24 protein-coding genes and 3 pseudogenes are annotated in these 23,283 nt (G+C 73.5%); 16 read left to right on the forward strand and 11 right to left on the reverse strand.

Annotated features, from left to right (window positions below; translation table 11 throughout):
- Both B0E53_RS14960 and B0E53_RS14965 read right to left on the reverse strand, forming a co-directional pair.
- Window positions 1-191 (reverse strand): annotated as a pseudogene (locus B0E53_RS14960) (1-acyl-sn-glycerol-3-phosphate acyltransferase); the annotation flags it as partial.
- On the reverse strand, window positions 188-961 hold the full coding sequence (locus B0E53_RS14965) for a GNAT family N-acyltransferase (RefSeq protein WP_107076625.1): 774 nt from the start codon (window positions 959-961) through the stop codon (window positions 188-190). The gene B0E53_RS14965 and the pseudogene B0E53_RS14960, both read right to left, overlap by 4 nt.
- Window positions 962-1,139: 178 nt before the next feature.
- Here B0E53_RS14965 and B0E53_RS14970 point away from each other — a divergent pair, with 178 nt between their 5' ends.
- The 5 genes from B0E53_RS14970 (at window position 1,140) to B0E53_RS14990 (ending at window position 7,982) form a co-directional block, all read left to right on the forward strand.
- Window positions 1,140-1,796, forward strand: coding sequence for a hypothetical protein (locus B0E53_RS14970; protein ID WP_107076626.1), 657 nt, complete (start codon window positions 1,140-1,142; stop codon window positions 1,794-1,796).
- Window positions 1,797-1,962: 166 nt separating this feature from the next.
- Window positions 1,963-2,901: an ATP-binding cassette domain-containing protein gene (locus B0E53_RS14975; protein ID WP_107076627.1), complete on the forward strand. Its 939-nt coding sequence runs from the start codon at window positions 1,963-1,965 to the stop codon at window positions 2,899-2,901.
- Window positions 2,898-3,722, forward strand: a complete 825-nt coding sequence (locus B0E53_RS14980; RefSeq protein WP_107076628.1) for an ABC transporter permease — start codon at window positions 2,898-2,900, stop codon at window positions 3,720-3,722. The genes B0E53_RS14975 and B0E53_RS14980 overlap by 4 nt, the downstream gene beginning before the upstream one ends.
- Window positions 3,723-3,979: 257 nt before the next feature.
- Entirely contained in the window at window positions 3,980-7,711 is a 3,732-nt protein-coding gene (locus B0E53_RS14985) for a multifunctional oxoglutarate decarboxylase/oxoglutarate dehydrogenase thiamine pyrophosphate-binding subunit/dihydrolipoyllysine-residue succinyltransferase subunit (protein WP_107076629.1), read from the forward strand.
- Window positions 7,712-7,802: 91 nt separating this feature from the next.
- Window positions 7,803-7,982: a DUF6104 family protein gene (locus B0E53_RS14990; protein ID WP_089009804.1), complete on the forward strand. Its 180-nt coding sequence runs from the start codon at window positions 7,803-7,805 to the stop codon at window positions 7,980-7,982.
- Between the two features lie 48 nt (window positions 7,983-8,030).
- Here B0E53_RS14990 and B0E53_RS14995 read toward each other — a convergent pair whose 3' ends face one another.
- The 3 genes from B0E53_RS14995 to B0E53_RS15005 form a co-directional block, all read right to left on the reverse strand.
- On the reverse strand, window positions 8,031-8,549 hold the full coding sequence (locus tag B0E53_RS14995; RefSeq protein ID WP_107076630.1) for a TetR/AcrR family transcriptional regulator: 519 nt from the start codon (window positions 8,547-8,549) through the stop codon (window positions 8,031-8,033).
- The gene (locus tag B0E53_RS15000; RefSeq protein ID WP_107076631.1) at window positions 8,546-8,836 is read right to left on the reverse strand and encodes a hypothetical protein; all 291 of its coding nucleotides are present in this window, start codon (window positions 8,834-8,836) and stop codon (window positions 8,546-8,548) included. The genes B0E53_RS14995 and B0E53_RS15000 overlap by 4 nt, the downstream gene beginning before the upstream one ends.
- Window positions 8,837-8,933: 97 nt before the next feature.
- Window positions 8,934-9,509 (reverse strand): TetR family transcriptional regulator, encoded by a 576-nt coding sequence (locus B0E53_RS15005; protein WP_246835408.1) that lies wholly within the window; start codon window positions 9,507-9,509, stop codon window positions 8,934-8,936.
- Between the two features lie 49 nt (window positions 9,510-9,558).
- On the opposite strand from B0E53_RS15005, the gene B0E53_RS15010 reads away from it, so the two are divergent.
- From B0E53_RS15010 to B0E53_RS15025, 4 genes are all read left to right on the forward strand, one after another.
- Window positions 9,559-10,071, forward strand: coding sequence for a GNAT family N-acetyltransferase (locus B0E53_RS15010; protein ID WP_107076641.1), 513 nt, complete (start codon window positions 9,559-9,561; stop codon window positions 10,069-10,071).
- Between the two features lie 84 nt (window positions 10,072-10,155).
- Window positions 10,156-10,851 (forward strand): DUF998 domain-containing protein, encoded by a 696-nt coding sequence (locus tag B0E53_RS15015; protein ID WP_210406067.1) that lies wholly within the window; start codon window positions 10,156-10,158, stop codon window positions 10,849-10,851.
- 4 nt (window positions 10,852-10,855) lie between these two features.
- A complete protein-coding gene (pta, locus tag B0E53_RS15020) occupies window positions 10,856-12,922 on the forward strand; it encodes a phosphate acetyltransferase (protein WP_107076633.1) in 2,067 nt (688 codons plus the stop codon).
- Window positions 12,919-14,031, forward strand: a complete 1,113-nt coding sequence (locus B0E53_RS15025; RefSeq protein ID WP_107076634.1) for an acetate kinase — start codon at window positions 12,919-12,921, stop codon at window positions 14,029-14,031. Before pta ends, B0E53_RS15025 begins: the two co-directional genes overlap by 4 nt.
- A 138-nt stretch (window positions 14,032-14,169) precedes the next feature.
- Here the strand turns inward: B0E53_RS15025 and B0E53_RS37570 are convergent, their stop codons facing one another.
- On the reverse strand, window positions 14,170-14,346 hold the full coding sequence (locus tag B0E53_RS37570; protein ID WP_168215320.1) for a hypothetical protein: 177 nt from the start codon (window positions 14,344-14,346) through the stop codon (window positions 14,170-14,172).
- Between the two features lie 500 nt (window positions 14,347-14,846).
- Here B0E53_RS37570 and B0E53_RS40125 point away from each other — a divergent pair.
- Window positions 14,847-14,972 (forward strand): annotated as a pseudogene (locus B0E53_RS40125) (alpha/beta hydrolase); the annotation flags it as partial.
- A 710-nt stretch (window positions 14,973-15,682) separates the two neighbouring features.
- Window positions 15,683-16,645: a chlorophyllase gene (locus tag B0E53_RS15035; RefSeq protein WP_107076635.1), complete on the forward strand. Its 963-nt coding sequence runs from the start codon at window positions 15,683-15,685 to the stop codon at window positions 16,643-16,645.
- 26 nt (window positions 16,646-16,671) lie between these two features.
- On the opposite strand, the gene B0E53_RS15040 is transcribed toward B0E53_RS15035, so the two are convergent.
- The 3 genes from B0E53_RS15040 to B0E53_RS15050 all read right to left on the reverse strand — a co-directional run bounded on the left by B0E53_RS15040 (window position 16,672) and on the right by B0E53_RS15050 (window position 19,383).
- Window positions 16,672-17,634: a zinc-binding dehydrogenase gene (locus tag B0E53_RS15040; protein WP_168215321.1), complete on the reverse strand. Its 963-nt coding sequence runs from the start codon at window positions 17,632-17,634 to the stop codon at window positions 16,672-16,674.
- Between the two features lie 76 nt (window positions 17,635-17,710).
- On the reverse strand, window positions 17,711-18,886 hold the full coding sequence (locus B0E53_RS15045; protein ID WP_107076636.1) for an NADP-dependent malic enzyme: 1,176 nt from the start codon (window positions 18,884-18,886) through the stop codon (window positions 17,711-17,713).
- Window positions 18,887-19,026: 140 nt separating this feature from the next.
- Window positions 19,027-19,383 carry a S24/S26 family peptidase gene (locus B0E53_RS15050; RefSeq protein WP_107076637.1) on the reverse strand — a complete coding sequence of 119 codons (357 nt, stop codon included), beginning with the start codon at window positions 19,381-19,383 and terminating at the stop codon, window positions 19,027-19,029.
- Between the two features lie 84 nt (window positions 19,384-19,467).
- Between B0E53_RS15050 and sodN the strand changes: the two genes are divergently transcribed.
- The 3 genes from sodN (at window position 19,468) to B0E53_RS15065 (ending at window position 20,833) form a co-directional block, all read left to right on the forward strand.
- Window positions 19,468-19,872 carry a superoxide dismutase, Ni gene (sodN, locus tag B0E53_RS15055; protein WP_091318510.1) on the forward strand — a complete coding sequence of 135 codons (405 nt, stop codon included), beginning with the start codon at window positions 19,468-19,470 and terminating at the stop codon, window positions 19,870-19,872.
- Between the two features lie 65 nt (window positions 19,873-19,937).
- Window positions 19,938-20,393, forward strand: a complete 456-nt coding sequence (locus B0E53_RS15060) for a GNAT family N-acetyltransferase (protein WP_107076643.1) — start codon at window positions 19,938-19,940, stop codon at window positions 20,391-20,393.
- 32 nt (window positions 20,394-20,425) lie between these two features.
- A complete protein-coding gene (locus B0E53_RS15065; protein ID WP_107076638.1) occupies window positions 20,426-20,833 on the forward strand; it encodes an ATP-binding protein in 408 nt (135 codons plus the stop codon).
- A gap of 24 nt (window positions 20,834-20,857) precedes the next feature.
- Here the strand turns inward: B0E53_RS15065 and B0E53_RS15070 are convergent, their stop codons facing one another.
- A complete protein-coding gene (locus B0E53_RS15070) occupies window positions 20,858-21,247 on the reverse strand; it encodes a hypothetical protein (protein ID WP_107076639.1) in 390 nt (129 codons plus the stop codon).
- 43 nt (window positions 21,248-21,290) lie between these two features.
- Between B0E53_RS15070 and B0E53_RS15075 the strand changes: the two genes are divergently transcribed.
- A complete protein-coding gene (locus B0E53_RS15075; protein WP_107076640.1) occupies window positions 21,291-22,241 on the forward strand; it encodes a diacylglycerol kinase family protein in 951 nt (316 codons plus the stop codon).
- Window positions 22,242-22,688: 447 nt separating this feature from the next.
- A complete protein-coding gene (locus B0E53_RS15080; protein ID WP_088975879.1) occupies window positions 22,689-22,946 on the forward strand; it encodes a WhiB family transcriptional regulator in 258 nt (85 codons plus the stop codon).
- A gap of 117 nt (window positions 22,947-23,063) precedes the next feature.
- On the opposite strand, the pseudogene B0E53_RS15085 reads toward B0E53_RS15080, so the two are convergent.
- Window positions 23,064-23,283 (reverse strand): annotated as a pseudogene (locus B0E53_RS15085) (cobalamin biosynthesis protein CbiX); the annotation flags it as partial.

Consider the following 23,283-nt stretch of genomic DNA (forward strand, 5'->3'; position numbering starts at 1 on the left):
AGCGCGGCCCGCCGGTCGCGGGCCGGTAGCAGCGGCAGCAGCGCGGCCAGGCCGACCCCCGCCAGCAACATCCCGAGTACGCCGAGCAGCCGCCCCGCCCGGCGCGGCAGCGACACGTCCGGCCGGGTGGCCGGCGGCAGGCAGTCCGGCCCGCAGCCCGAGGCGGGGCGCCACAGCCCGTCGCCGGTCACGCCGCCTCACCCAGGAAGTGCCGCAGGTAGCGCGGGTTCATCCGGTCCAGCGAGAACAGCACGTAGAAGTCGGCGCAGTCGAAGTCCGGGTCGTACGCCGGCTCCCCACAGACCCAGGCGCCGAGCCGCAGGTAGCCGCGGAGCAGCGGCGGGACCAGCGCGCGACGCCCGCCCGCCGACAACTCCAGGTCGGCGGCGGCCGGCGCCTCGGCGAACCAGGGCCGGCGGGGCGTCACCCGCAGCGGCGGCGGGGCCAGGTGGCGGGCGACGACCTGCGACCAGACCTCGGCGGCGGCGATCCCGCCGTCGACCACCGGCACCGAGGCGCAGCCGCCCAGCCACCGGGAGCCGCGCAGATGCAGGTACCGGGTGATCCCGGCCCACATCAGGTTGATCACGACGCCGGAGCGGTGGTCCGGGTGCACGCAGGACCGGCCCGCCTCGACCAGGTCGTCGCGGAGCGGGGCCAGCGGGGTCAGGTCGAACTCGCCGTCGGCGTACCGGCGGTCGGTGCGTCCGGGCGGCAGCAGCCGGTAGGTGCCCACCACCTCGTCGGTGCCCTCGCGCAGCACGACCAGGTGGTCGCAGTGCGCGTCGAACTCGTCGGTGTCGAGCCCGGCGGCCCCCGGGTGCAGGGTGGCGCCGAGTTCGCTGGCGAACACCTCGTGACGCAGGCGTTGCGCGGCCGCGACCAGGGACGGGTCGTCGGCGATCAGCAGGGTGTAACCGCTGGTCGTGAGGGGTGCGCCAGCGGCGTGCAGAACGGCCATGGCTATCTGTGTAAGGGCCGCGGGTTGCCGGCCCCGGGGGTGAGGGGTGTCGATCCGGTGAACGGCGGCCGGCGCGCCGGCACACCCCCTCACCTGCGGCGCGCCGGGGCCGGCGTGCGAGGCTGCCCGGGCGGACGCCGGCGACGAGGCCGGCGGTCGGAGCCCCCGGAGGTGCCACATGATCATCGAGTCCCGCTTCCACGGGCCGGACGGCTCGGGCAACGGCGGCTGGAGCGCCGGGATCTTCGCCGCCGCGGTGGACGACCGGGGCCCGGTGGAGGTCACCCTGCGCAAGCCACCCCCGCTGGAGACCCCGCTGACCGCCGTCGACGGCGAGATCCGCGACCCGGACGGCCAGGTGATCGCCCAGGTACGCCGGGTCGAGCCGATCGACGCCGTGGTGCCGCCGGTGGACCGGCCGACGGCCGAGGCCGCCGCGAAGGCGTACCCGGGACTGGTGGACCACCCCTTCCCCGGCTGCTACGTCTGCGGGCCGGCGAACCCGGCGGGGCTGCGGATCTTTTCGGGCCGGCTGCCGGACGGGCGGACCGCCGCGCCGTTCCGCGCCCCGGCCGAGGTGGTGCCGGCGACCGTCTGGGCGGCGCTGGACTGCCCCGGCGGCTGGGCGGTGATCGCGCCCGGCCGCCCGTACGTGCTGGGCCGGATCGCCGCGCAGGTCACGGCGCTGCCGCGCCCCGGCGACGAGTGCGTGGTGACCGGGGCGATGGTGGGCGGCTCGGGACGCAAGGCCGAGGTGCACTCCAGCCTCTACGGCCCGGGCGGGGCGCTGCTCGGCCGGGCCCGGGCCACCTGGATCGCGCTGCCGCCGGCCTGACCTCTCCTCCCTGGGGATGATCCGCTCGTGCCCCCGGGGGAGGAGGCTCTACGCATCCCGCCTGATTGACCCGCTTGCACCGGGTTGGAAGGCTGTGCTCGGCGCCCCCCGCAACGGCGCCCCCACCGGCGCGCCCCGAAGCCCGCCGTGGCAGGAGAGGAGAACGATGTCCGACGGGCAGACAAGCCCCAGCGCCGGGACCGGCCAGATCGTGGTGTCCGGACTGACGAAGGAATACAAGAACGTCCGGGCGGTGGACAACCTGTCCTTCACCGTCCAGCCGGGGCGGGTCACCGGTTTCCTCGGCCCGAACGGGGCCGGTAAGACGACCACCCTGCGCATGCTGCTCAACCTGGTCACCCCGACCGCGGGCGAGGCCACCATCGGCGGCCACCGGTACGCCGACCTGGCCGACCCGCTGCACACGGTGGGCGCGGTGCTGGAGGCGTCCAGCGCGCACAAGGGCCGCACCGGGATCAACCACCTGCGGGTGATCTGCGCGGCGGCGGGCCTGCCCCGCCAGCGCGCCGACGAGGCGCTCGCCCTGGTCGGGCTCACCCCGGCCGCGAAGCGCAAGTTCAAGGGCTACTCGCTGGGCATGAAGCAGCGGCTCGGGATCGCCGCCGCCATGCTCGGCGACCCGCGGGTGCTGATCCTCGACGAGCCGGCCAACGGCCTGGACCCGGAGGGGATCCGCTGGATGCGCGGCTTCCTCAAGGGGCTGGCCGCCGAGGGGCGCACGGTGCTGGTCTCCAGCCACCTGCTCTCCGAGATGCAGTTGCTCGCCGACGACGTGGTGATCATCGCGGCCGGAAAGCTGATCCGGCAGGGGCCGGTCGAGCAGGTGATGGGCTCGATGACGCACGGCTCCCGGATCCGGGTGCGGACCCCGCAGGCCGACGAGCTGGCCGCGGCCCTGCGCGAGCAGTCGGCCACGGTGGACGCCGACGGGCACGGCGCGCTGCTGGTGGCCGGGGTGGACGCGCCGACGGTCGGCCGGGTGGCGCTCGCCGCCAAGGTGGAGCTGCACGAGCTGACCACCGAACGCCCCGACCTGGAGGGTGTCTTCCTGGAGCTGACGGCCGGAAAGGCGGAGATCCGATGAACCTGGTCCGATCCGAGCTGCTCAAGATCCGTACCACCAACACCTGGTGGATCTTCGCGCTCATCACCGTGCCGCTGTGGGGCCTCGCGCTGCTCTTCAACTGGTTGCAGGCCGAAACCCTGACGAGCGGGAACATGGGCGACGTGCCGGCCGACCAGGCCGACCAGTTGGAGGCGGTGCGCAGCGCGGCGAACCTGGCCGCGAACATCTACACCAACGGGCAGTTCTTCGGCCTGCTCATCGTGATGCTCCTCGGCATCGTGGTGGTGACCAGCGAGTTCTTCCACCAGACGGTGACCACCACGTTCCTCACGGCGCCGCACCGCACCGCCGTGATGCTGGCCAAGCTGGCCGCCGCCGGCGTGCTGGCACTGCTCTTCTGGGTGGGCACCACACTGCTCAACCTGGTCTTCGGCCCGCTGATCCTGGGCGCGGTCGACATCGGCGCCCACCTCGGCGACGGGGCGGTCTGGCGGGCGGTCGCCCTCAACGGGCTGGCCTACCTGCTCTGGTCGGTGCTCGGCGTCGGGCTCGGCGTGCTCATCCGCAGCCAGATCGGCGCCACGGTGACCGGCATCCTGCTCTACCTGGGCGGCGCCATCGGCGCGGTCATCGCGATCGGGCTGCTGGCCGCCAAGTTCGGCGACTGGATCAACCAGCTCCAGCTCCTCGTGCCGTCGCTGGCGTCGTCGCTGATGGTGAGCGGCGCCGACATCCCCGGCAACCCGCCGCGCTGGGCGGGGGCCGCGGTGCTGATCGGGTACGCCGTGGTGGCCGGGGTGATCGGCGTGCTGACCATCCGGCGTCGCGACATCTCCTGAGTCCGATCAGCCGATCCGGCCCCGGCCGGTGACCCCGCGTCACCGGCCGGGGCCGTCGTCGCCTAGCAGGAGTCGACGGACCACGCAGCGTTTGCCGAACTTCTGGCATCTTCTGTGAAACGGACCACCAGCCGGAGGCGAGAATGCCTGCGCCGATCGCACGGCGTAGCCTGGGACCCGTCTCCCGTGCGCCTCGAAACGGGCACGGGAGCCACCGCGTGACATTCACAACCGCGTGAAAGAGGCGATTAGCGGCCGTGTCGACCCAGCAGACTTCGCAGGAGAACCCACTGGCGGGTTTCGGCCCGAACGAGTGGATCGTCGAGGAGATGTACCAGCGCTACCTCGCCGACCCCTCGAGCGTCGACTCGGCGTGGCACGATTTCTTCGCCGACTACCGGCCGGCGCCGGGGGCCGCCACCCCGCGCCCCGAGGCTCAGCCCGCCCCGGCGGGCGCCCGTCCCGAGCCGGCCGAGCAGCAGGAGGCCGTCGCCACGGTCACCCAGCAGCCGGCCGCCAAGCCCGCGCCCGCTCCGGCGAAGCCGGCCGCCAAGCCGGCGGCGAAGGCTGTGGAGCAGGCCCCGGCGAAGAAGGCCGCCCCGGCCAAGCCGGCCGCCAAGGCACCGGCCGTGAGCGCCGCCGGCACCACCCCGCTGCGCGGGGTCGCCGCCAAGATCGTCCAGAACATGGACGCCTCGCTCGCCGTGCCGACCGCGACCAGCGTCCGCGCGGTGCCGGCGAAGCTGCTGGTGGACAACCGCATCGTGATCAACAACCACCTGGCCCGCGGTCGCGGCGGCAAGGTGAGCTTCACCCACCTGATCGGCTACGCGATGGTCCGGGCGCTGGTCGAGCACCCGGAGATGAACAACTCCTTCGCCGAGGTCGACGGCAAGCCGGCGATGGTCCGCCCGGAGCACGTCAACCTGGGCATCGCCATCGACCTGGCCAAGCCGGACGGCTCCCGCAACCTGGTGGTGCCCTCCATCAAGGGCTGCGAGCAGATGGACTTCCGGCAGTTCTGGCAGGCGTACGAGGACGTGGTCCGGCGCGCCCGCCGCAACGAACTGACCATGGAGGACTACGCCGGCACCACGATCTCGCTGACCAACCCGGGCGGCATCGGCACGGTCCACTCGATCCCGCGGCTGATGCAGGGCCAGAGCGCCATCATCGGCGTCGGCGCGATGGAGTACCCGGCGCCGTACCAGGGCATGAGCGAGGCGACCCTGGCCGAGCTGGCGGTCAGCAAGATCATCACGCTGACCAGCACGTACGACCACCGGATCATCCAGGGCGCCCAGTCCGGCGAGTTCCTCAAGGTGATGCACGAGCTGCTGCTCGGCGAGCGCGGCTTCTACGACCAGATCTTCACCTCGCTGCGCATCCCCTACGAGCCGGTGCGCTGGGTGCGGGACGTCGCGGTCGACTCCGAGGGCCAGATCAACAAGACCGCTCGGGTGCACGAGCTGATCCACGCGTACCGGGTGCGCGGCCACCTCATGGCCGACACCGACCCGCTGGAGTTCACCATCCGCAAGCACCCCGACCTGGACGTCCTCCAGCACGGGCTGACCCTGTGGGACCTGGACCGGGTCTTCCCGGTCAACGGCTTCGCCGGCAAGCAGCGGATGAAGCTCCGCGAGATCCTGGGCGTGCTGCGCGACTCCTACTGCCGCCGGGTCGGCATCGAGTACATGCACATCCAGGACCCGGAGGAGCGGCGCTGGATCCAGGAGCGGATCGAGCGCCGGTACGAGAAGCCCGGCGCGGACGAGCAGAAGCACGTGCTCAACCGGCTCAACGCCGCCGAGGCCTTCGAGACCTTCCTGCAGACCAAGTACGTCGGCCAGAAGCGCTTCTCGCTGGAGGGCGGCGAGTCGCTGATCCCGCTGCTCGGCGAGGTCCTGGAGTGCTCGGCCGAGGGCGGCCTCGACGAGGTCGTCATCGGCATGGCCCACCGCGGCCGGCTCAACGTGCTGGCCAACATCGTCGGCAAGCCGTACGAGAAGATCTTCTCCGAGTTCGAGGGGCACCTCGACCCGCGCTCCACCCAGGGCTCGGGCGACGTGAAGTACCACCTCGGCCAGAACGGCAAGTTCACCACCCCGGACGGCGCGCACGCGGTCAAGGTGTCGGTGGTGGCGAACCCGTCGCACCTGGAGGCCGTGGACCCGGTGCTGGAGGGCATCGTCCGGGCCAAGCAGGACCGGATCGACCTCAAGCTGGAGGGCTACACCGTGCTGCCGCTGGCGGTGCACGGCGACGCCGCCTTCGCCGGCCAGGGCGTGGTCGCCGAGACCCTCAACCTGTCCCAGCTGCGCGGCTACCGCACCGGCGGCACCGTGCACGTGGTGGTCAACAACCAGGTCGGCTTCACCACCGCCCCGGAATACAGCCGGTCCAGCCTCTACAGCACCGACGTGGCCCGGATGATCCAGGCGCCGATCTTCCACGTCAACGGCGACGACCCCGAGGCTGTCGTCCGGGTGGCCCGGCTCGCCTTCGAGTACCGGCAGGCGTTCAACAAGGACGTCGTGATCGACATGGTCTGCTACCGCCGGCGCGGGCACAACGAGGGCGACGACCCGTCGATGTCGAACCCGCAGATGTACAAGATCATCGACTCGAAGCGGTCGGTCCGGAAGCTCTACACCGAGGAGCTCATCGGGCGGGGTGACATCACCGTGGAGGACGCGGAGGAGCTGCTGCGCGACTACCAGTCGCAGCTGGAGCGGGTCTTCAAGGCCACCCGGGACGCCGCCACCACGCCGCGCCAGCTCAGCCGGCCGCGCCGCGAGGACGAGCCGGAGCCGCAGGTCGAGACCGCCACCGACGCCGCCGTGGTCAAGGCGATCGGCGAGGCGCACGTCAACCTGCCGGAGGGCTTCACCCCGCACAAGCGGATCCAGCAGCTGCTGGAGCGGCGGCGCAAGATGTCCGTCGAGGGCGGCATCGACTGGGGCTTCGGCGAGATCATCGCGTTCGGCGCGCTGCTGCACGACGGGGTCACCGTCCGGCTCGCCGGGCAGGACTCCCGCCGCGGCACCTTCGTGCAGCGGCACGCGTCGGTGGTCGACGCGAAGACCGGCGACGACTACCTGCCGCTGAAGTCGCTCACCGCCGACGGCGAGCGGTCCCGCTTCTTCGTGCACGACTCGCTGCTGTCGGAATACGCAGCCATGGGCTTCGAGTACGGCTACTCGGTGGAGAACGTCAACGCGCTGGTCTGCTGGGAGGCCCAGTTCGGTGACTTCGTCAACGGCGCCCAGTCGGTGATCGACGAGTTCATCTCCTCCGGCGAGGTGAAGTGGGGCCAGCGCTCCGCGGTCACCCTGCTGCTGCCGCACGGCCACGAGGGTCAGGGCCCGGACCACACCTCCGGCCGCCCCGAGCGGTTCCTCCAGCTCTGCGCCGAGGACAACATGCGGGTGGCCATCCCGACCACCCCGGCGAGCTACTTCCACCTGCTGCGCCGCCAGGCGCTGTCGCCGAAGCGCAAGCCGCTCGTGGTGTTCACCCCGAAGTCGCTGCTGCGGCACAAGCTCTGCGTGTCGCAGGTGGAGGACTTCACCACCGGCACCTTCCAGCCGGTGCTGGCCGACACCGCCGCCCCGGCGCCGGATCAGGTGAAGCGGGTGCTGCTCTGCTCGGGCAAGGTCTACTACGACCTGTTCCAGGCCCGGCAGGAGCGGGGCGTCACCGACACGGTGATCCTCCGGATGGAGCAGCTCTACCCGCTGCCCGTCGAGGAGGTTCGGGCCGCCCTGTCGCAGTACCCGAACGCCGAGGACTTCGCCTGGGTCCAGGAGGAGCCGGCCAACCAGGGCGCCTGGTCGTTCGTCGCGCTCAACCTGCTGGAGCACCTGCCCGAGGTCCGGCTGCGCCGCATCTCCCGCCCGGCCGCCGCCGCACCGGCGGTCGGCTCGGCGAAGATGCACGAGGTCGAGCAGAACGCCCTCATCGAGGCGGCTCTCCCCCGCCCGTGACCTGACCGCACCGCCGGCACGAGGGGCAGCGACCGTACGACGGCCGCTGCCCCTCGCCGCGTGGCGGCCCTTCCCCGCCGAGAGGACGCAGATGTACTTCACCGACCGTGGCATCGAGGAACTGGTCGAGCGCCGGGGCGACGAGCAGGTCAGCCTGGAGTGGCTGGGCGAGCGGCTGCGCGACTTCGTGGACCTGAACCCCGAGTTCGAGACCCCGATCGAGCGGTTCGCCACCTGGCTGGCCCGGCTGGACGACGAGGACGACGAGTGACCGCCTGACGCGGTCCGCCGGGCGCCGCCGGCCACGCGGCCGGAACGTTCAGCCAGTGGCGCCCGAGCCGCCCCCGGGTGCGACCCGCTCGGCCATGGCGTGTGCCCACACCGCGTCGAGGTCGGCTCCGGGTGGGAACCGGCCGGCAAGTTCCAGGTCGACCAGCCCGTGTGCCAGGCCCCAGAGGGCGCGTGCCGCGGTCAGGTCGCCCCCGGTCACCCGGAGCAGCGGCGCCGCGGCGGCCGCCTCCACGCCGGGCGCCAGGCGGTCGCGCGCCAGCGGCAGCCGGGTGGCGATCTCGTACAGCCGGGGATGCCGGAGCGCCCAGTCGCGGTACGCGGCCGCGAGGGACGGCAGGTCCGGCGCCGACTCCAGGGCCGCGGCGAGCCGCTGCAACGCCCGCTGCTGGAGTGCGGCCTCGATCTCGGGCTTTCCCGCGACGTGCTTGTACAACGACGGCGCCTGGATGCCCATTTCGTCGGCGAGCCGGCGCATCGTGACGGCCTCCGGCCCGGCGCGCTCCAGCAGGCGTTCGGCCACATCGACGATCTCCTCGCGGCGGTTCACCGGCGCGGCTCCGCCACCCAGCCGCGGCAGAGCACGAAGGCCAGGACGAGCAGCACCGACAGGGCGCCGTCCCAGACCAGGATGGTGCCGGTCCCCTCGATCGCGCCGTTCCGCGTGTAGGCCAACGCGGTCACCGTCATGGCCACCTTGTGGAAGATGACCAGCGGCCACACCCCCCGGTAGCCCCGGGGCCGCACGGCCAGCAGGGCGAAGAGCCCGGCGAAGACCACGAAGCCGTACGCCCGCCACGTCTCGGCCACCGTGACGGCCGGCTCGGCGTCGGCCACCGCGCCGTACGCCCCCAGGGCCGCGGTCGCCGCTCCGACCGCCGAGAGCCAAGGCGGAACGCTTCGTCGACGAGGAGCAGGCCGGCGCCGGCCCGGCTCAGCGGGCCGCCGCTCCGACCAGGACCAGGCAGCGCTCGACGACCGCGGTGGTCCGTTCGGCGTCGCCGGTGGCCAGCAGGTCGAGCAGGGCGCCGCGCAGCAGCGCCAGGGCGAGGGCCGGGTCAGCGCCCGCGCTGTCGGCTCGGCCGCCCACCTCGGCGAGCAGCCCGAGCCAGTCCTCCACGGTCTGCCGGGCGAAGCCCGCCCACGGCCCGTCCGGCTCGCTCAGCGAGCGGGCGTACGCCTGCACCCAGAGGACCAGCATCGGCCGGTGCGCGGGATCAACGAGCCAGTCCCAGGTCGTCCGCACCGCTGCGACGAAGTCGTCGGAGCCGCCCGCCTCCCGGGCCCGCCGGAGCGCGGCCAGCTCGTCCGTCCTGGCCCGGCCGAGCAGGGCGCGGATCAACTGGTCCTTGGAGCCGAAGAGAAAGAGCAGGACCCGGGGGCTGGATCCGATGGCGGCGGCGAGCGGGCGCAGCGACAGCTCGGCCAGCCCGTGCGCCAGGACGTACTGGTACGCCCGCTCCAGGAGTTCGTCGCGGCGGGCGCTCCCGGGTCGCTCGTGCTGGCTCACAGCGCTACTCTGCCACTGAAACGACTGTTTCAGTGGTGGAGGGGTGTCGATGAGCGCAGAGGTCCTCATTCGTCCGCTGGGCCGTCCCGGTGACCTCGGCTGGGTGGTGCTGGCCCACGGCGAGACGTACGCGGCCGAGTTCGGTTGGGACACCAGCTTCGAGGCGCTCGTGGCGCGGATCGTCGCCGACTACGCCGGCCACGACCCGGAACGGGAGGCCGCCTGGATCGCCGAGCTCGACGGGGAGCGGGTCGGGTGCGTCTTCTGCGTCGCGGCCGATGAGCAGACGGCCCAGCTGCGGATCCTGCTGGTCGATCCCGCCGCCCGGGGACGGCGTCTCGGGGGCCGGTTGGTCGACGAGTGCCTCGCCTTCGCCCGGCAGGCGGGATACGCCCGCATCCGGCTCTGGACCAACCACCCTCTGGTCGCCGCCCGCGGCATCTACCTCTCCCGCGGGTTCCGCCTCGTCGAGGAGGAACCACACCACAGCTTCGGCGCGGATCTCACGGGCCAGGTGTACGAACGGGAGTTCACACGGGCCGGCGGGTTAGCCGGCCGTTGACGCGGACGGCACCCGTCGCGTCCACTGGAGAGCGAACCGACCGACGCGCCGGACCACCCGCCGCCCGACGCCGGGGAGGCACGGATGAACCCCGAACCCCGCAAGCCGCCGCAGGACGCGGTGACGGTCCGCCACCTGCGCCTCGGCATCGGATCCGTCGGCATCGCGCTGCCGGTGGTGCTGGTCGTCGGGCATCTGGTCGCGACCCGCCGGCTCACCCTGCTCGACTCGCTCAGCGGCTATTACCACACCGAGCTGCGGGACGTCTTCGTCGGCGCGCTCTGCGCCATCGGGGTGTTCTTGATCGCGTACCGGTACCGCTGGCCGGACGACGCGCTGGGCACCGTCGCCGGGGTGCTGGCGGTCGCGGTGGCCCTCTTCCCCACCACGGTGGGCGCGGCGGCCGGCACCACCAGCCAGAGCGACCGGTGGGTCGGCGTGGTGCACCAGGTGGCCGCCGCGTCGCTCTTCGTGCTGCTCGCGGTCTTCTGCCTCGCCCTGTTCACCCGCCCGGACCGGGTCGGGGCGCCGCCGTCCCCGTCCGCCGTGCGGTTCTACCGCGCCTGCGGCGGTGTCATCCTGGTGGCGATCCTGCTCGCCCTCGCCAGCACCCAACTGCCCGCCGACGTACGGCACGCGCTCAAGCCGGTGCTGTGGTGCGAGACGGTCGCCGTCTTCGCCTTCGGGGCGGCCTGGGTGGCGAAGAGCGACGCGCTCCTGCGGGCCGCCGGTGACGGGTCGAAGGACCCGGGCGAGGCACCCCGCGATCTTGTAGCGTGAGGTCGTGGCGCGCAGCGTGTACCTGACCAGCGTGGGGTCGGGCGGGGGCAAGTCGACGGTCGCACTCGGGCTGGCCGAACTGCTGTCCCGGCAGGTCGAGCGGATCGGCGCGTTCCGGCCGCTGGTCGCCGGTCAGGGCCCCGACCCGATCCTCGCCCTGCTCACCGAGCGCTACCGGGTGCGGCTGCCGGTCGACGAGCTGCACGGCGCGACGTACGCCGAGGCCGCCGCGCTGGTCGCGGACGGCCGGCGGGAGGAGCTGATCTCCCGCATCGTGGCCCGCTACCGGGCGGTCGAGCGGCAGTGCCCGGCGGTGGTCGTGGTGGGTAGCGACTTCGCCGACGGGGACGGCGCCGGCCCGCGCGAGCTGGCCTTCAACGCCCGGCTGGCGACCGAGTTCAGCAGCGTGGTGGTGCCCGTGGTGGACGGGTTCGGGCAGCCGCCCGAGGCGATCGCGGGGGCGCTGCGCGGGGCGTACCACGACCTGGAGGACCTGGGCGCGACGGTGGTGGCGGTGGTCGCCAACCGGGTGCCCGAGCCGATGACGCTGCCCGAGCTGCCCGTCCCCGCGTACGCCATCCCGGAGGTGCCGACCGTGTCGGCGCCGACGGTGGCCGAGGTGGCGGCGGCGCTCGGCGCCACCCTGCTCGCCGGCGACCAGGCCGCGCTGGAGCGGGACGTGCTCGACTACGTGGTCGGCGCGGCGCACGTGCCCACCCTGCTGGAGCACTTCACCGACGGGGCGCTGGTGATCACCCCCGGCGACCGGGACGACCTGCTCGTGGCGGCCGGCGCCGCGCACGTCGCCGGGCAGGTCTCCCTGGCCGGCCTGGTCCTCACCCTCGGCGAGCAGCCCGATCCGCGGGCCATGCGCCTGTTCGAGGCGCTGAACACCGGGCTGGCCGTGCTCTCGGTGAACAGCGACAGCTACGACACGGTGGCGGCGTCCAGCCGGATCGAGGGCCGGCCCAGCGTGGCGAACCCGCGCAAGGTGGAGGCCGCGCTGGGCGCCTTCGAGCGCTGTGTGGACACCGTCGACCTGGCCCGCCGGCTGCGGGTCAGCCGGTCCGAGCGGGTCACCCCGCTGATGTTCGAGAACGACCTGATCGACCGCGCCCGGGCCCAGCGCCGGCGGCTGGTGCTGCCCGAGGGCACCGAGGAGCGGATCCTGCGCGCCGCGGAGGTGCTGCTGCGCCGGGGCGTCGCCGACCTGACCCTGCTCGGGCGCCCCGACGAGGTGGCCCGGCGCACCCGCGAGCTGGGCATCGACGTCGGCGACGCGCAGGTGGTCGACCCGGTCACCAGCGAGTGGCGCGACGAGTTCGCCGCCGAGTACGCGAAGCTGCGCGCCCACCGCGGCGTCACCGTCGAGCTGGCGCACGACATCGTGGCCCAGCCCAACTACTTCGGGACCATGATGGTGCGGACCGGCCGCGCCGACGGCATGGTCTCCGGGGCGACCCACACCACGGCGGCCACCATCCGGCCGGCCTTCGAGATCATCCGCACCGTGCCGGGGGTCTCCGTCGCCTCCAGCGTGTTCTTCATGCTGCTCGCCGACCGGGTGCTCGTCTACGGCGACTGCGCCGTCAACCCCGACCCGGACGCCACCCAGCTCGCCGACATCGCCATCTCCTCGGCCGACACGGCCGCCCGGTTCGGCATCGAGCCGCGGGTGGCGATGCTGTCCTACTCGACCGGCGACTCCGGGTTCGGGGCCGACGTGGAGAAGGTCGCGGCGGCCACCAAGCTGGTCCGGGAACGCCGGCCGGAGCTGCTGGTCGAGGGCCCGATCCAGTACGACGCGGCGATCGACCCGCAGGTCGCGGCCACCAAGCTGCCGGACAGCCCGGTGGCGGGGCGGGCCACGGTGTTCATCTTCCCGGACCTGAACACCGGCAACAACACCTACAAGGCGGTGCAGCGCTCGGCCGGCGCGGTGGCGGTCGGCCCGGTCATGCAGGGCCTGCGCCGGCCCGTCAACGACCTGTCCCGGGGCGCCACCGTGCCGGACATCGTCAACACGGTGGCGATCACCGCCATCCAGGCCGCCGCCGGGGAGTCGGAATGAGCCGGATCCTGGTCCTCAACTGCGGGTCCTCGTCGGTCAAGTACCGGCTGTACGACGGCGACGAGGTCCGCGGCAAGGGCACCGTCGAGCGGGTCGGCGAGCCGGGCGGCGGGCCGGCCGACCACGAGAGCGCCGTGCGGCAGATCATCGAGGGACTCGACCTGACGGGGCTGGCCGGGGTGGGGCACCGGGTGGTGCACGGCGGGCGGAAGTTCAGCGCGCCGGTGCGGATCGACGACCGGGTCAGCGCCGCCATCGAGGACCTCGTCCCGCTCGCCCCGCTGCACAACCCGGCGAACCTGGCCGGCATCCGGGTGGCCCGGGAGAAGCTGCCGGACACCCCGCAGGTCGCCGTCTTCGACACCGCGTTCCACCACACGCTGCCCGAGGCCGCCGCCACGTACGCCATCGACCGGGACCTCGCCGAGCGGTACGGCGTGCGCCGGTACGGCTTCCACGGCACGTCGCACGCGTACGTCTCGCGGCGCACGGCGGAACTGCTCGACCGGCCGTACGGCGAGCTGAACACCATCACCCTGCACCTGGGCAACGGGGCGAGCGCCTGCGCGGTGCAGGGTGGGCGGAGCGTGGCCACCTCGATGGGCATGTCGCCGCTGGAGGGCCTGGTCATGGGCACCCGCAGCGGTGACCTCGACCCGACGATCATCTTCCACCTGCGCCGCGAGGCCGGGATGGGCGTGGACGACATCGACGACCTGCTCAACCACCGCAGCGGCCTGCTCGGACTGACCGGGGTCAACGACATGCGGGAGGTGCTGGCCCGCCGGGACGCCGGTGACCCGGCCGCCGCGCTCGCCTTCGACGTCTACCGCCGCCGGATCACCGGGTACGTGGGCGCGTACTACGCCCTGCTCGGCCGGGTCGACGCGGTCACCTTCACGGCCGGGGTCGGCGAGCACGCCGCTCCGGTCCGCGCGGCGGCGCTGGCCGGCCTGGACCGCCTCGGCATCGCCGTGGACCCGGCGCGCAATGCCGGCAGCGGCGACCGGGTCATCTCGCCCGACGGCGCCGAGGTCACGGTCTGCGTCATCGGCACCGACGAGGAGCGCGAGATCGCCCGCCAGACCCGCGAAGTCCTGAACCTCTGACCCCGCGTGCCCGCCGCACCCACCGCGCCCCACCGCGGCGATCATGAAGTTGGCAGCGACGGATCGGACAGATCGCGCCGCCAATCTCATGATCAACGGGGAGCGGACGGACGGGCGGGCGGGCGCCGCTGGGGTGAGTCAGCCCAGGGCGAGCCAGGCGATGAGGGCGACGACCACGACGGCGGCGACGCCGATGCCGACCATCAGGGGCAGGCGGGAGGGGGCCTCCGCCGGGGTCGCCGCGCTGTCCGGCGAATCGACGAAGGCGCGGAACTGCGCGGTGTTGCCACTCGGGTCGGTGTAGTTCTCAGCCATGCGCGTGACCCTAGCGAAGCCGGCCGACGCGGACGATCCCGCCGGGCCGGTGGCGGCCCAGCCCGGTCCGGCCGGTGGAGGCGCGTCGGGCCGGTCGGCGGGACCGGACCGGCCGGCCGGCCGCCTACCGTGAGGGGGTGAGGGTGCAGCGGCTGGTCGCCGCGCTGCTGGTGGCGCTGGTGACCGGTTGCGGCCCGGCCGTCGCCGCCACGAACGACCGGGTCCCGTCCTTCCGCCCGGCGCCGCTGCGGCCGTACGCCGTGGGCGTGCGCCAGTTCGTCGTCGACCCCGACGGGTCCCGGCCGCTGCCGGTCACCGTCTGGTACCCGGCGGAGCCCGCCGCCCCGCCGCATGCCACCGTGCCGGCCACTGCCGGAGTGACGCCCGGCCGGACCAGCCGCGGGGCAACACCCACGCCGGCCAGCAGCGAGGCGGCGGCCGGCCCGACCGGCAGCGGGGCGACATCCGGTCCGACCAGCGGCGGGGCGGTGTCCGGGCCGGTGCCGTGGCCCGACGCGCCGGTGGCCGCCGGGCGGTTTCCGGTGGTCGTCTACAGCCACGGGCTGCGCAGCCTCCCCGAACTGCACGCCCCGTTGGCCACCCGGTGGGCGGCGGCCGGGTTCGTGGTGGCCGCGCCGACCTATCCGCGGACGAACCTGCGGGCGCGTGACTTCACCCGGGCCGACGTGCGGAACCAGCCGGCCGACGGCTGGCGGCTGATCCGCCACCTGGTCCGCGTCGACGCCCGGCCCGGGGACCCGCTCGCCGGGCACCTCGCGGTGGACCGGTTCGCCGCCGCGGGACACTCGGCGGGCGGCTTCACCACGGCCGGCATGTTCACCTCGGGGCACCCGCGTCGGCTGCGCGCCGGCATCGTCATCGCCGGCGGCGGGCTGGCCGGCAGCTTCGCCGGCCCGGTGGCGCCCCTGCTGTTCGTGCACGGCGGCGCGGACCCGATCGTGCCGGAGCCGGTCGGCCGGGCCGCGTACGCCCGCAGCCTCGGGCCGGCCGCCTTTTTGGCCCTCCCCGGCCAGGGCCACGGGGAGTACCTGACCCCGGGCCACCCCGGGTTCGCGCAGGTCCTCGCCGCCACCACCGACTTCCTCCGGTGGGCCCTCTACGACGACCGTGCCGCCCTTCGCCGCCTCCCCGCCGACGCCCGCCTCCCCGGCGTCACCACCCTCACCACCCGCGCCCTGCCCGATCGAACGGGACGCCGCCGGGGCGCCGCTGCCGCCCCGCGCGCGGTAGCGTCGCCCGGATGGACGGGCTGGCCGAGCGGCAACTCGACGCGATGCCGGCCGTTCACCGGCGAGCGCGAGGCACAATCGTGTCCATGCGCCGTCGCCCTGCCGCCCTCGTCACCGCCGCCCTGCTCAGTGCGGGCCTGGCCGGCTGCTCGGGCGGGACCGCCCCGGCCGGGCGACCCGCGCCCGACGCCCCGCCGCAGGCCACCACCCCCGCCCCGCGGGTACCCGCCGGGCACGCCCCGACCGAGAGCTTCGCGGTCGGCGTACGCCAGCTGAAGCTGAACCGCGACGGCGACCGCCCGTTGCCGGTGACCCTCTGGTACCCGGCGGAGGGCGAAGCCGGTGGCGCGCCGGAGCGGTCCGCTCCGGTGGCGTCCGGGCGGTTCCCGGTGGTGCTGTTCAGCCACGGGCTGGGCGCCCGGCCGGAGGACTACCAGGTGCTGCTGACCCGCTGGGCGGCCGCCGGGTTCGTGGTGGCCGCGCCGAAGTTCCCGCACACCGGCGCCGGCGGCGACGGCAACCCGCTCGACGTGCTCAACCAGCCGGCCGACGTGTCGTACGTGCTGACCCAGGTGCTCGCCCTCGACGGCCGGGCCGGTGACCCGCTGCGCGGCCGGCTGGACCCGGAGCGGGTGGCCGCGACCGGGCACAGCGCGGGCGGGGTGACCACGATCGGGCTGTTCACCGCGGGCCGGGACGAGCGCCTGGACGCCGGCATCGTCTTCGCCGGCACGGCGCTCGGCGTCGGCACGGCGTTCGCCGGGGCGGCCGCGCCGCAGCTCTTCGTGCACGGCGAGGCCGACGAGGTGGTGGGCTACGCCGCCGGCAAGGCGGTCTACGACGCGGTGCCCTGGCCGAAGGCGATGCTCAGCCTGCCGAAGGGCGACCACGGGCGGGCCCTGCTCGGCGACGGCAAGGCGCTGCGGGTGGTGGCCGACACCACCGTCGAGTTCCTCCGCTGGGCCCTGTACGGCGACGCCGCGGCGAAGAAGCGACTCCCGGACGACGCCACCCGCGGCGGCGTGGCCACCCTGGACGACCATCTCTGACCGGTCGCCCGGGGCGGCCGCGCGGGTCAGGCGGTGTGGTCGACGACCACCTTGCCGAAGACGTCGCCGGAGTGCAGCCGGGCGAAGGCCTCCTCGATCCGGCTGAACGGCACCACGCTGTCGACCACCGGGCGCACCTCGTGCTCGGCGCAGAACGCCACCAGCTCGGTCAGCTCCTCGGGGGTGCCCATCGAGGTGCCGAGGATCTCCAGCTGCATGGCGAAGACCCGGCGCAGGTTCACCTTGGGCTCGTGGCCGGCGGTGGCGCCGGAGACCACGATCCGGGCCATCGGGGCGGCCGACTTCAGCGAGTGGTCGAAGGTGGCCGCGCCGACCGTCTCGATCACCACGTCGGCCCGCTCGGGCAGCCGGGCGCCGGGTTCCAGCGCGGTCGCGCCCAGCTCGGTGATCCGCTCCCGCTTGGCGGCGTCGCGGCTGGTCGCGTACACCCGCTTGCCGAGGGCGACGCCGAGCGCGACGGCCGCGGTGGCCACGCCCCCGCCGGCCCCCTGGACCAGCACCGACTCGCCGTCGCCGACCCGGCCCTTGGTGGTGAGCATCCGCCACGCGGTGAGCCAGGCCGTGGGCAGGCACGCCGCGTCGGTCACGGAGAGGCCGTCGGGCAGCGGCAGCAGGTTCATCCGGGGTACGGCCACCCGCTCGGCGAAGGTGCCCGCGAAGTGCTCCGAGAGGATGGAGACCCCGCGCGGGTCGCCCGGGGTGGGTATCACGGGGTAGATGACCACCTGGTTGCCGTCCGGGTCGGTGCCGACCGCGTCGCAGCCGAGGATCATCGGGAGCTGGTCGGCGCTGAGGCCCACCCCGCGCAGCGACCAGAGGTCGTGGTGGTTGAGCGAGCTGGCCCGCACCTGCACGGTGACCCAGTCCTCCTGCGGGTGGGTCGGCTCGGGGCGGTCGCCGACGGTGAGCGCGGCGAGCGGGTTGTCGGCGTCGAAGGCCGAAGCATAGGCGGCACGCATGATCGGCACCGTAACAAGCTGAGGGCCCGTTAAGAAGGGGCCCTTCCTGTGCAAAACGCGATAAGAAGGGCCGCTCCCTCAACGGTCAGCGGCGGGCGACACCGTCGCGGCGGGCGGCCTCGGCGACGGCCTCCGCCACCGCGGGGGCGACCCGCGGGTCCAGCGGGGAGGGCACGATCGCCTCCGGGGTCAGCGACTCGGCGACCACGTTGGCGATGGCGTCGGCGGCGGCCACCTTCATCCCGTCGGTGATCCGGGTGGCCCGGGCGTCCAGCGCGCCACGGAACACGCCGGGGAAGGCGAGCACGTTGTTGATCTGGTTGGGGTAGTCGCTGCGCCCGGTGGCGACCACGGCCACGTGCCGGGCGGCCACCTCGGGGTGCACCTCCGGGGTGGGGTTGGCCAGCGCGAAGACGATGCCGCCCGGGGCCATGCCGGCCACCGCCGCCTCGGGGATCTGCCCGCCGGAGACGCCGACCAGGACGTCCGCGCCGCGCAGCGCCTCGGTAATGTCGCCCTGCCGGCCGTCGGCGTTGGTGGTCTCGGCCAGTTCGGCCTTGGTCCCGGTCAGCTCGCGGTGCCGGCCGATGATGCCCTTGGAGTCGCAGACCACCACCTGGTCCGGGTTGACGCCCCCGGCGATCAGCATCTTCGTCACCGCCACGCCGGCCGCGCCGGCCCCGCTGACCGCCACCCGCAGGTCGCCCAGCTTGCGGTTGAGCAGGGTGGCGGCGTTGCGCAGCGCGGCCAGCACCACGATCGCGGTGCCGTGCTGGTCGTCGTGGAAGACCGGGATGGCGAGCGCCTCGTCCAGCCGGCGCTCCACCTCGAAGCAGCGCGGGGCGCTGATGTCCTCCAGGTTGATCCCGCCGAACGAGGGGGCGAGCGCCCGCACGATCGCCACGATCTCGTCCACGTCCTGGGTGTCCAGGCAGACCGGTACCGCGTCCACGCCCGCGAACTGCTTGAACAGCACCGCCTTGCCCTCCATCACCGGCAGCGCCGCGCGCGGGCCGATGTTGCCGAGGCCGAGTACGGCGGAACCGTCGGTGACCACGGCGACGGTGTGCGACACCCAGGTGTAGTCGTCGGCGAGTTCGGGGTCGGCGGCGATCGCCTCGCAGACCCGGGCCACGCCCGGGGTGTACGCGAGGGAGAGGTCTTCCCGGCTGGTGAGCGGCACCGTCGAGGCGACGGCCATCTTGCCGCCGAGATGCAGCCGGAAGACGGGATCAGCGGGGTCCGGGGTGGACGTAGACATCGGTGACTCCAGGATCTGTCGAGCAGACGGACCGGCCGGCTCGGCGCGCGTGGTCAGCGGCCAGCGGGGCGGCGGTGCGGGGGGTCACCCGGGCACTTTCCGAGCATAGTCAGGCATGCCGCACCGGGGTGTGATCGGGGTCATATCCACCGCGGCCGCCCGGTGACCCGCCCGGGACGCGGCCAGTACCGGGCCACCACCCGGCCCCGCACGTCCGCCACCCCGTACGCCCGGGAGTCGTCCGTGACCAGGTCGTTGTCGCCGCGCAGCCACCAGCCGCCGTCCTGCGGACGGACCGCGCGCTTGACCACGAGCAGGTCGGGGCGGCTGCGGAAGACCGCCACCACCACGTCGCCGGGGCGGACCGGGCGGCCCCCGGTCCGCACCAGCACGGCGTCGCCGTGCCGCAGGGTCGGGGCCATGGACGGGCCGGTGACCAGGATGGGCGACAGCGGGCCGCGCAGCGCGGGCGCGCCGGGGTCGTCGGCGTCACGCACCGGGTTTCACCTCCCGCCCGCCGGGGAGCATCTCCAGGAGTAATGTCGTCTTGGATCATCGCAAACATCCCATGGAGGACCCTGATGCGCCTTCCTCGCATCCTCACGCCCCGGGTGACCGCTAGCGCCCACTGCGACCTGCCCTGCGGCGTGTACGACCCGGCGCAGGCCCGGATCGAGGCCGAGTCGGTCAAAATGATCTGCGAGAAGTACCAGTCGAACACCGATCCGGAGTTCCGTACCCGGGCGATCATCATCAAGGAGCAGCGGGCCGAGCTGGTGAAGCACCACCTGTGGGTGCTCTGGACCGACTACTTCAAGCCGCAGCACTTCGAGAAGTACCCGCACCTGCACCAGCTGTTCAACGAGACCACCAAGCTGGCCGGCGCGGCCGGCGCCAAGGGCGCCACCGACCCCGCCAAGGCCGACGAGCTGCTCTCGAAGATCGACGAGATCTCGAAGATCTTCTGGGAGACCAAGCAGGCGTGAGCCTGCCCGCCCAGGCACCGACGATCCGGCCGGCGCGTCCCGAGGACGTGCCGGCCGTCGTCGCGATGGTGCACGAACTCGCCGGCTACGAGCGCGCCCCCGAGCAGTGCCACCTCACCGAGGAGCAGCTCACCGCCGCCCTCTTCACGACTGCTCCGGCGCTGTTCGGGCATGTCGCGGTGGATCCCGCCGACCAGCCGATCGGCTTCGCCCTCTGGTTCCTCAACTTCTCCACCTGGGAGGGCGTGCACGGCATCTACCTGGAGGACCTGTACGTCCGGCCGGCCGCCCGCGGCACCGGCGCGGGCCGGCTGCTGCTCGCCACCCTCGCGGCGATCTGCGTCGAGCGCGGCTACCGGCGGCTCGAGTGGTGGATGATCAACTGGAACCCGGCCGCCCGCTTCTACGCCGCCATCGGGGCCGCCCCGATGGACGAGTGGGTGCCGTACCGGCTGGCCGGGACGGCGCTGCACGAGCTCGCCGCGCAGGTGCCGGCCGCCCCCACGCAGCCGGACGCCTGACCGGGTAGAGTCCCGCACCGGGGGGATGAGGCGTGACTCAACTGACCGGCCAGCCCACGACGGACGACGACGTCGTGCACCTCACGGTGCCCGCCGACGGCGGCTACCTGGGCGTGCTGCGCACCGCCACCGCCGGTCTGGCGGCCCGGCTCCAGTTCGCCCTCGACGAGATCGAGGACCTGCGCATCGCGGTCGACGAGGCGTGCGCCATGCTGCTCGCCATCGCCACCCGCGACGCCGAGCTGGAGTGCCGCTTCGCGGTCACCGAGGACGCGCTCACCGTCGAGGTGACCGTGCCGACCGTGCGGGGCGCCACGCTCCCCTCGGAGTCGTCCTTCGCCTGGAAGGTGCTCACCGCGCTGACCACCTCGGCGAGCGCCCGGGCCGCCGACGGCCGGGCCACCATCTCCCTGCTGACCCGCCGCGCCTCCGGCTACTGACCGTTCCGGCGCGCCGGCGCGGCCTCACTCGAAGCCGAGCGCGCGGTTGGTCGGGGTGCTCACCAGCAGGCCGGTGACGCCGAGGCCGAGCGCCATGAGCGGCACCCCCAGCCAGCCCAGCCCGCCCTGGATCATGTACCAGCCGATCGGCAGCAGCATGAGCTGGAGCACGATGGCCGGCGCCCGGGCGCCGGACCGGCGGCGGGCCAGCGCGCCGCCGAGCGCCCAGAGCGCGACCGCCCCGCCGACCGCGAACGCGGTGACGAGCAGCGCCGAGGTCAGGTCGGTGGTACGCGCCGTCAGGTCGGACCAGATCAGCCACGCCGAGACCAGGCCGAGCGCCACCGCCTCGGCGCGCAGCAGGAGCACCGCCCAGCGGAGCGTGCCGGGGACCGGGTCGGAGTCGATCGTCACGCGCGACACGATACCCGTGGGTAGGCGCGGTACAGTGCCGCCCATGCGGGCCGTCCTGGTGGTCAATCCGAAGGCCACCACCACCAGCGAGCGCAGCCGGGACGTGCTGGTCCGGGCGCTGCGCAGCGAAGTCGACCTGTCGGTGCGGTACACCCGCCGGCGGGGCCACGCCATGGACCTGGCGCGGGAGGCCGCCCAGGAGGGCGTCGACCTGGTGGTCACGCTCGGCGGCGACGGCACGGTCAACGAGGTGGTGAACGGCCTGATGGCCGCCGAGCCGCCGACCTTCCGCACCGGGCAGACCCCGGCGGAGCGGCTGCCGGCGCTGGCCACCGTGCCGGGCGGCTCGACAAACGTCTTCGCCCGCGCCCTCGGCCTGCCCCGGGAGTGGCCGGACGGCACCAGCATGATCCTGGAGGGGCTGCGGCTGGGCCGGTCCCGGACCATCGGGCTGGGCCGGGCGGACGACCGCTACTTCACCTTCTGCGCGGGCTTCGGCATCGACGCGGCCGTCATCCAGCGGGTCGAGCAGGCCCGCAAGCGGGGCCGGGTGTCCACCCCGGCGCTGTACTTCCGCTCCACGGCGAGCCAGTACTTCCTCGCGTCCGACCGCCGGCATCCGGTGATCACGCTGGAGCGCCCCGGGGAGGCCGCCGAGACCGATCTGGGCACGGTCATCATCCAGAACACCGCGCCGTGGACGTACCTGGGCGACCGGGAGATCAACCCGAACCCGGAGGCCTCGTTCGACCTCGGCCTGGATGTGCTCGCCATGCGGCAGCTGAAGGTGGCCAGCACGGCACGCACGGTGACCCAGTTCTTCTCGCGGCAGCCCGACCCGCGCGGCCGGCAGGTGCTCCGGCTGCACGACGTGGCGGAGTTCACCCTGCTCTCGGCCCGTCCGCTGGCCTTCCAGCTGGACGGCGACTACCTCGGCGAGCGGGAAAAAGTCAGATTTGCATCCGTGCCCGCCGCACTGAGAGTAATCTGCTAGGTCTCGGGTACTCCCGTCGGTTGACGCGGACCCCTCACCGCCACCGGCGGTGTCCGCCACGCCGAGGGAAGGTGCCGGAAATGTCAGCAAGGTCACGCAGACCGTACTATATTGATCCTCGACTGTGGCACGCCGGGTAACCAGAGCGCTCTGAAACCCGGACAAAAGGGTGGTGAGCCCGCTCACTGTTCGGAGTTTTTCCGAGCGCCACCCTTGACATCACGACAGTTCGTGAAAGTATTCACAAGCGAAGTCGTGTTACCGGGACATTGCCTGGATATGCTCGGCAGGTTGAGCTGTTCCAGCAGGTCCACGGGCCCGCAAGCCTGCTCACGCAGCGCCGAATTGATGGATGCTGACCGTCACCGATCGGCAATGCGGACGCATATAGGAATAGCAACGAAGCGTTATCTGGCCACCCACTTAAGAATGAGGAGTGTTGCCGCCATGGACTGGCGCCACGATGCCGTCTGCCGCGACGAGGACCCGGAGCTGTTCTTCCCGATCGGGACGTCCGGCCCGGCCCTCCTGCAGGTGGAGCAGGCCAAGGCCGTCTGCCGGCGCTGCCCGGTGACCGACCACTGCCTCCAGTGGGCGCTGGAGTCCGGTCAGGACGCCGGCGTCTGGGGCGGGATGAGCGAGGAGGAGCGCCGCGCGGTCAAGCGCCGCGGCGGTCTCCGGGTGCTGCGCGCTCACTCCGCCTGATTCGCACGCAGCAGAACGCCCCGGCCGGATCCCGGCCGGGGCGTTCTGCTGCTGTCCGGGGCACATGACACCCGGCTACCCCGGCGCCACCCAGGTTGATCATGATGGCGACGCGCGTCACACCGGGCCGCCGACCGGCACGGCGTCGACCCGCCGCAGCACCAGGTCGGCGAGTTCGGGCAGGTCGGTCAGCGGCTCGGCGACCGCCACCGCGCCGGCCCGCCGGGCCGTCGACCGGACCGCGTCGTGGAACAGGCCCGGGGCCAGGAAGTAGGCGGCCACCGCCACCCGGCGGGCGCCCGCCGCGCGCAGCCGGGACACCGCGACACCGGCGCCC

The sequence above is a fragment of the Micromonospora sp. MH33 genome (assembly GCF_003013775.1).
GTDB lineage: Bacteria > Actinomycetota > Actinomycetes > Mycobacteriales > Micromonosporaceae > Micromonospora > Micromonospora fulviviridis.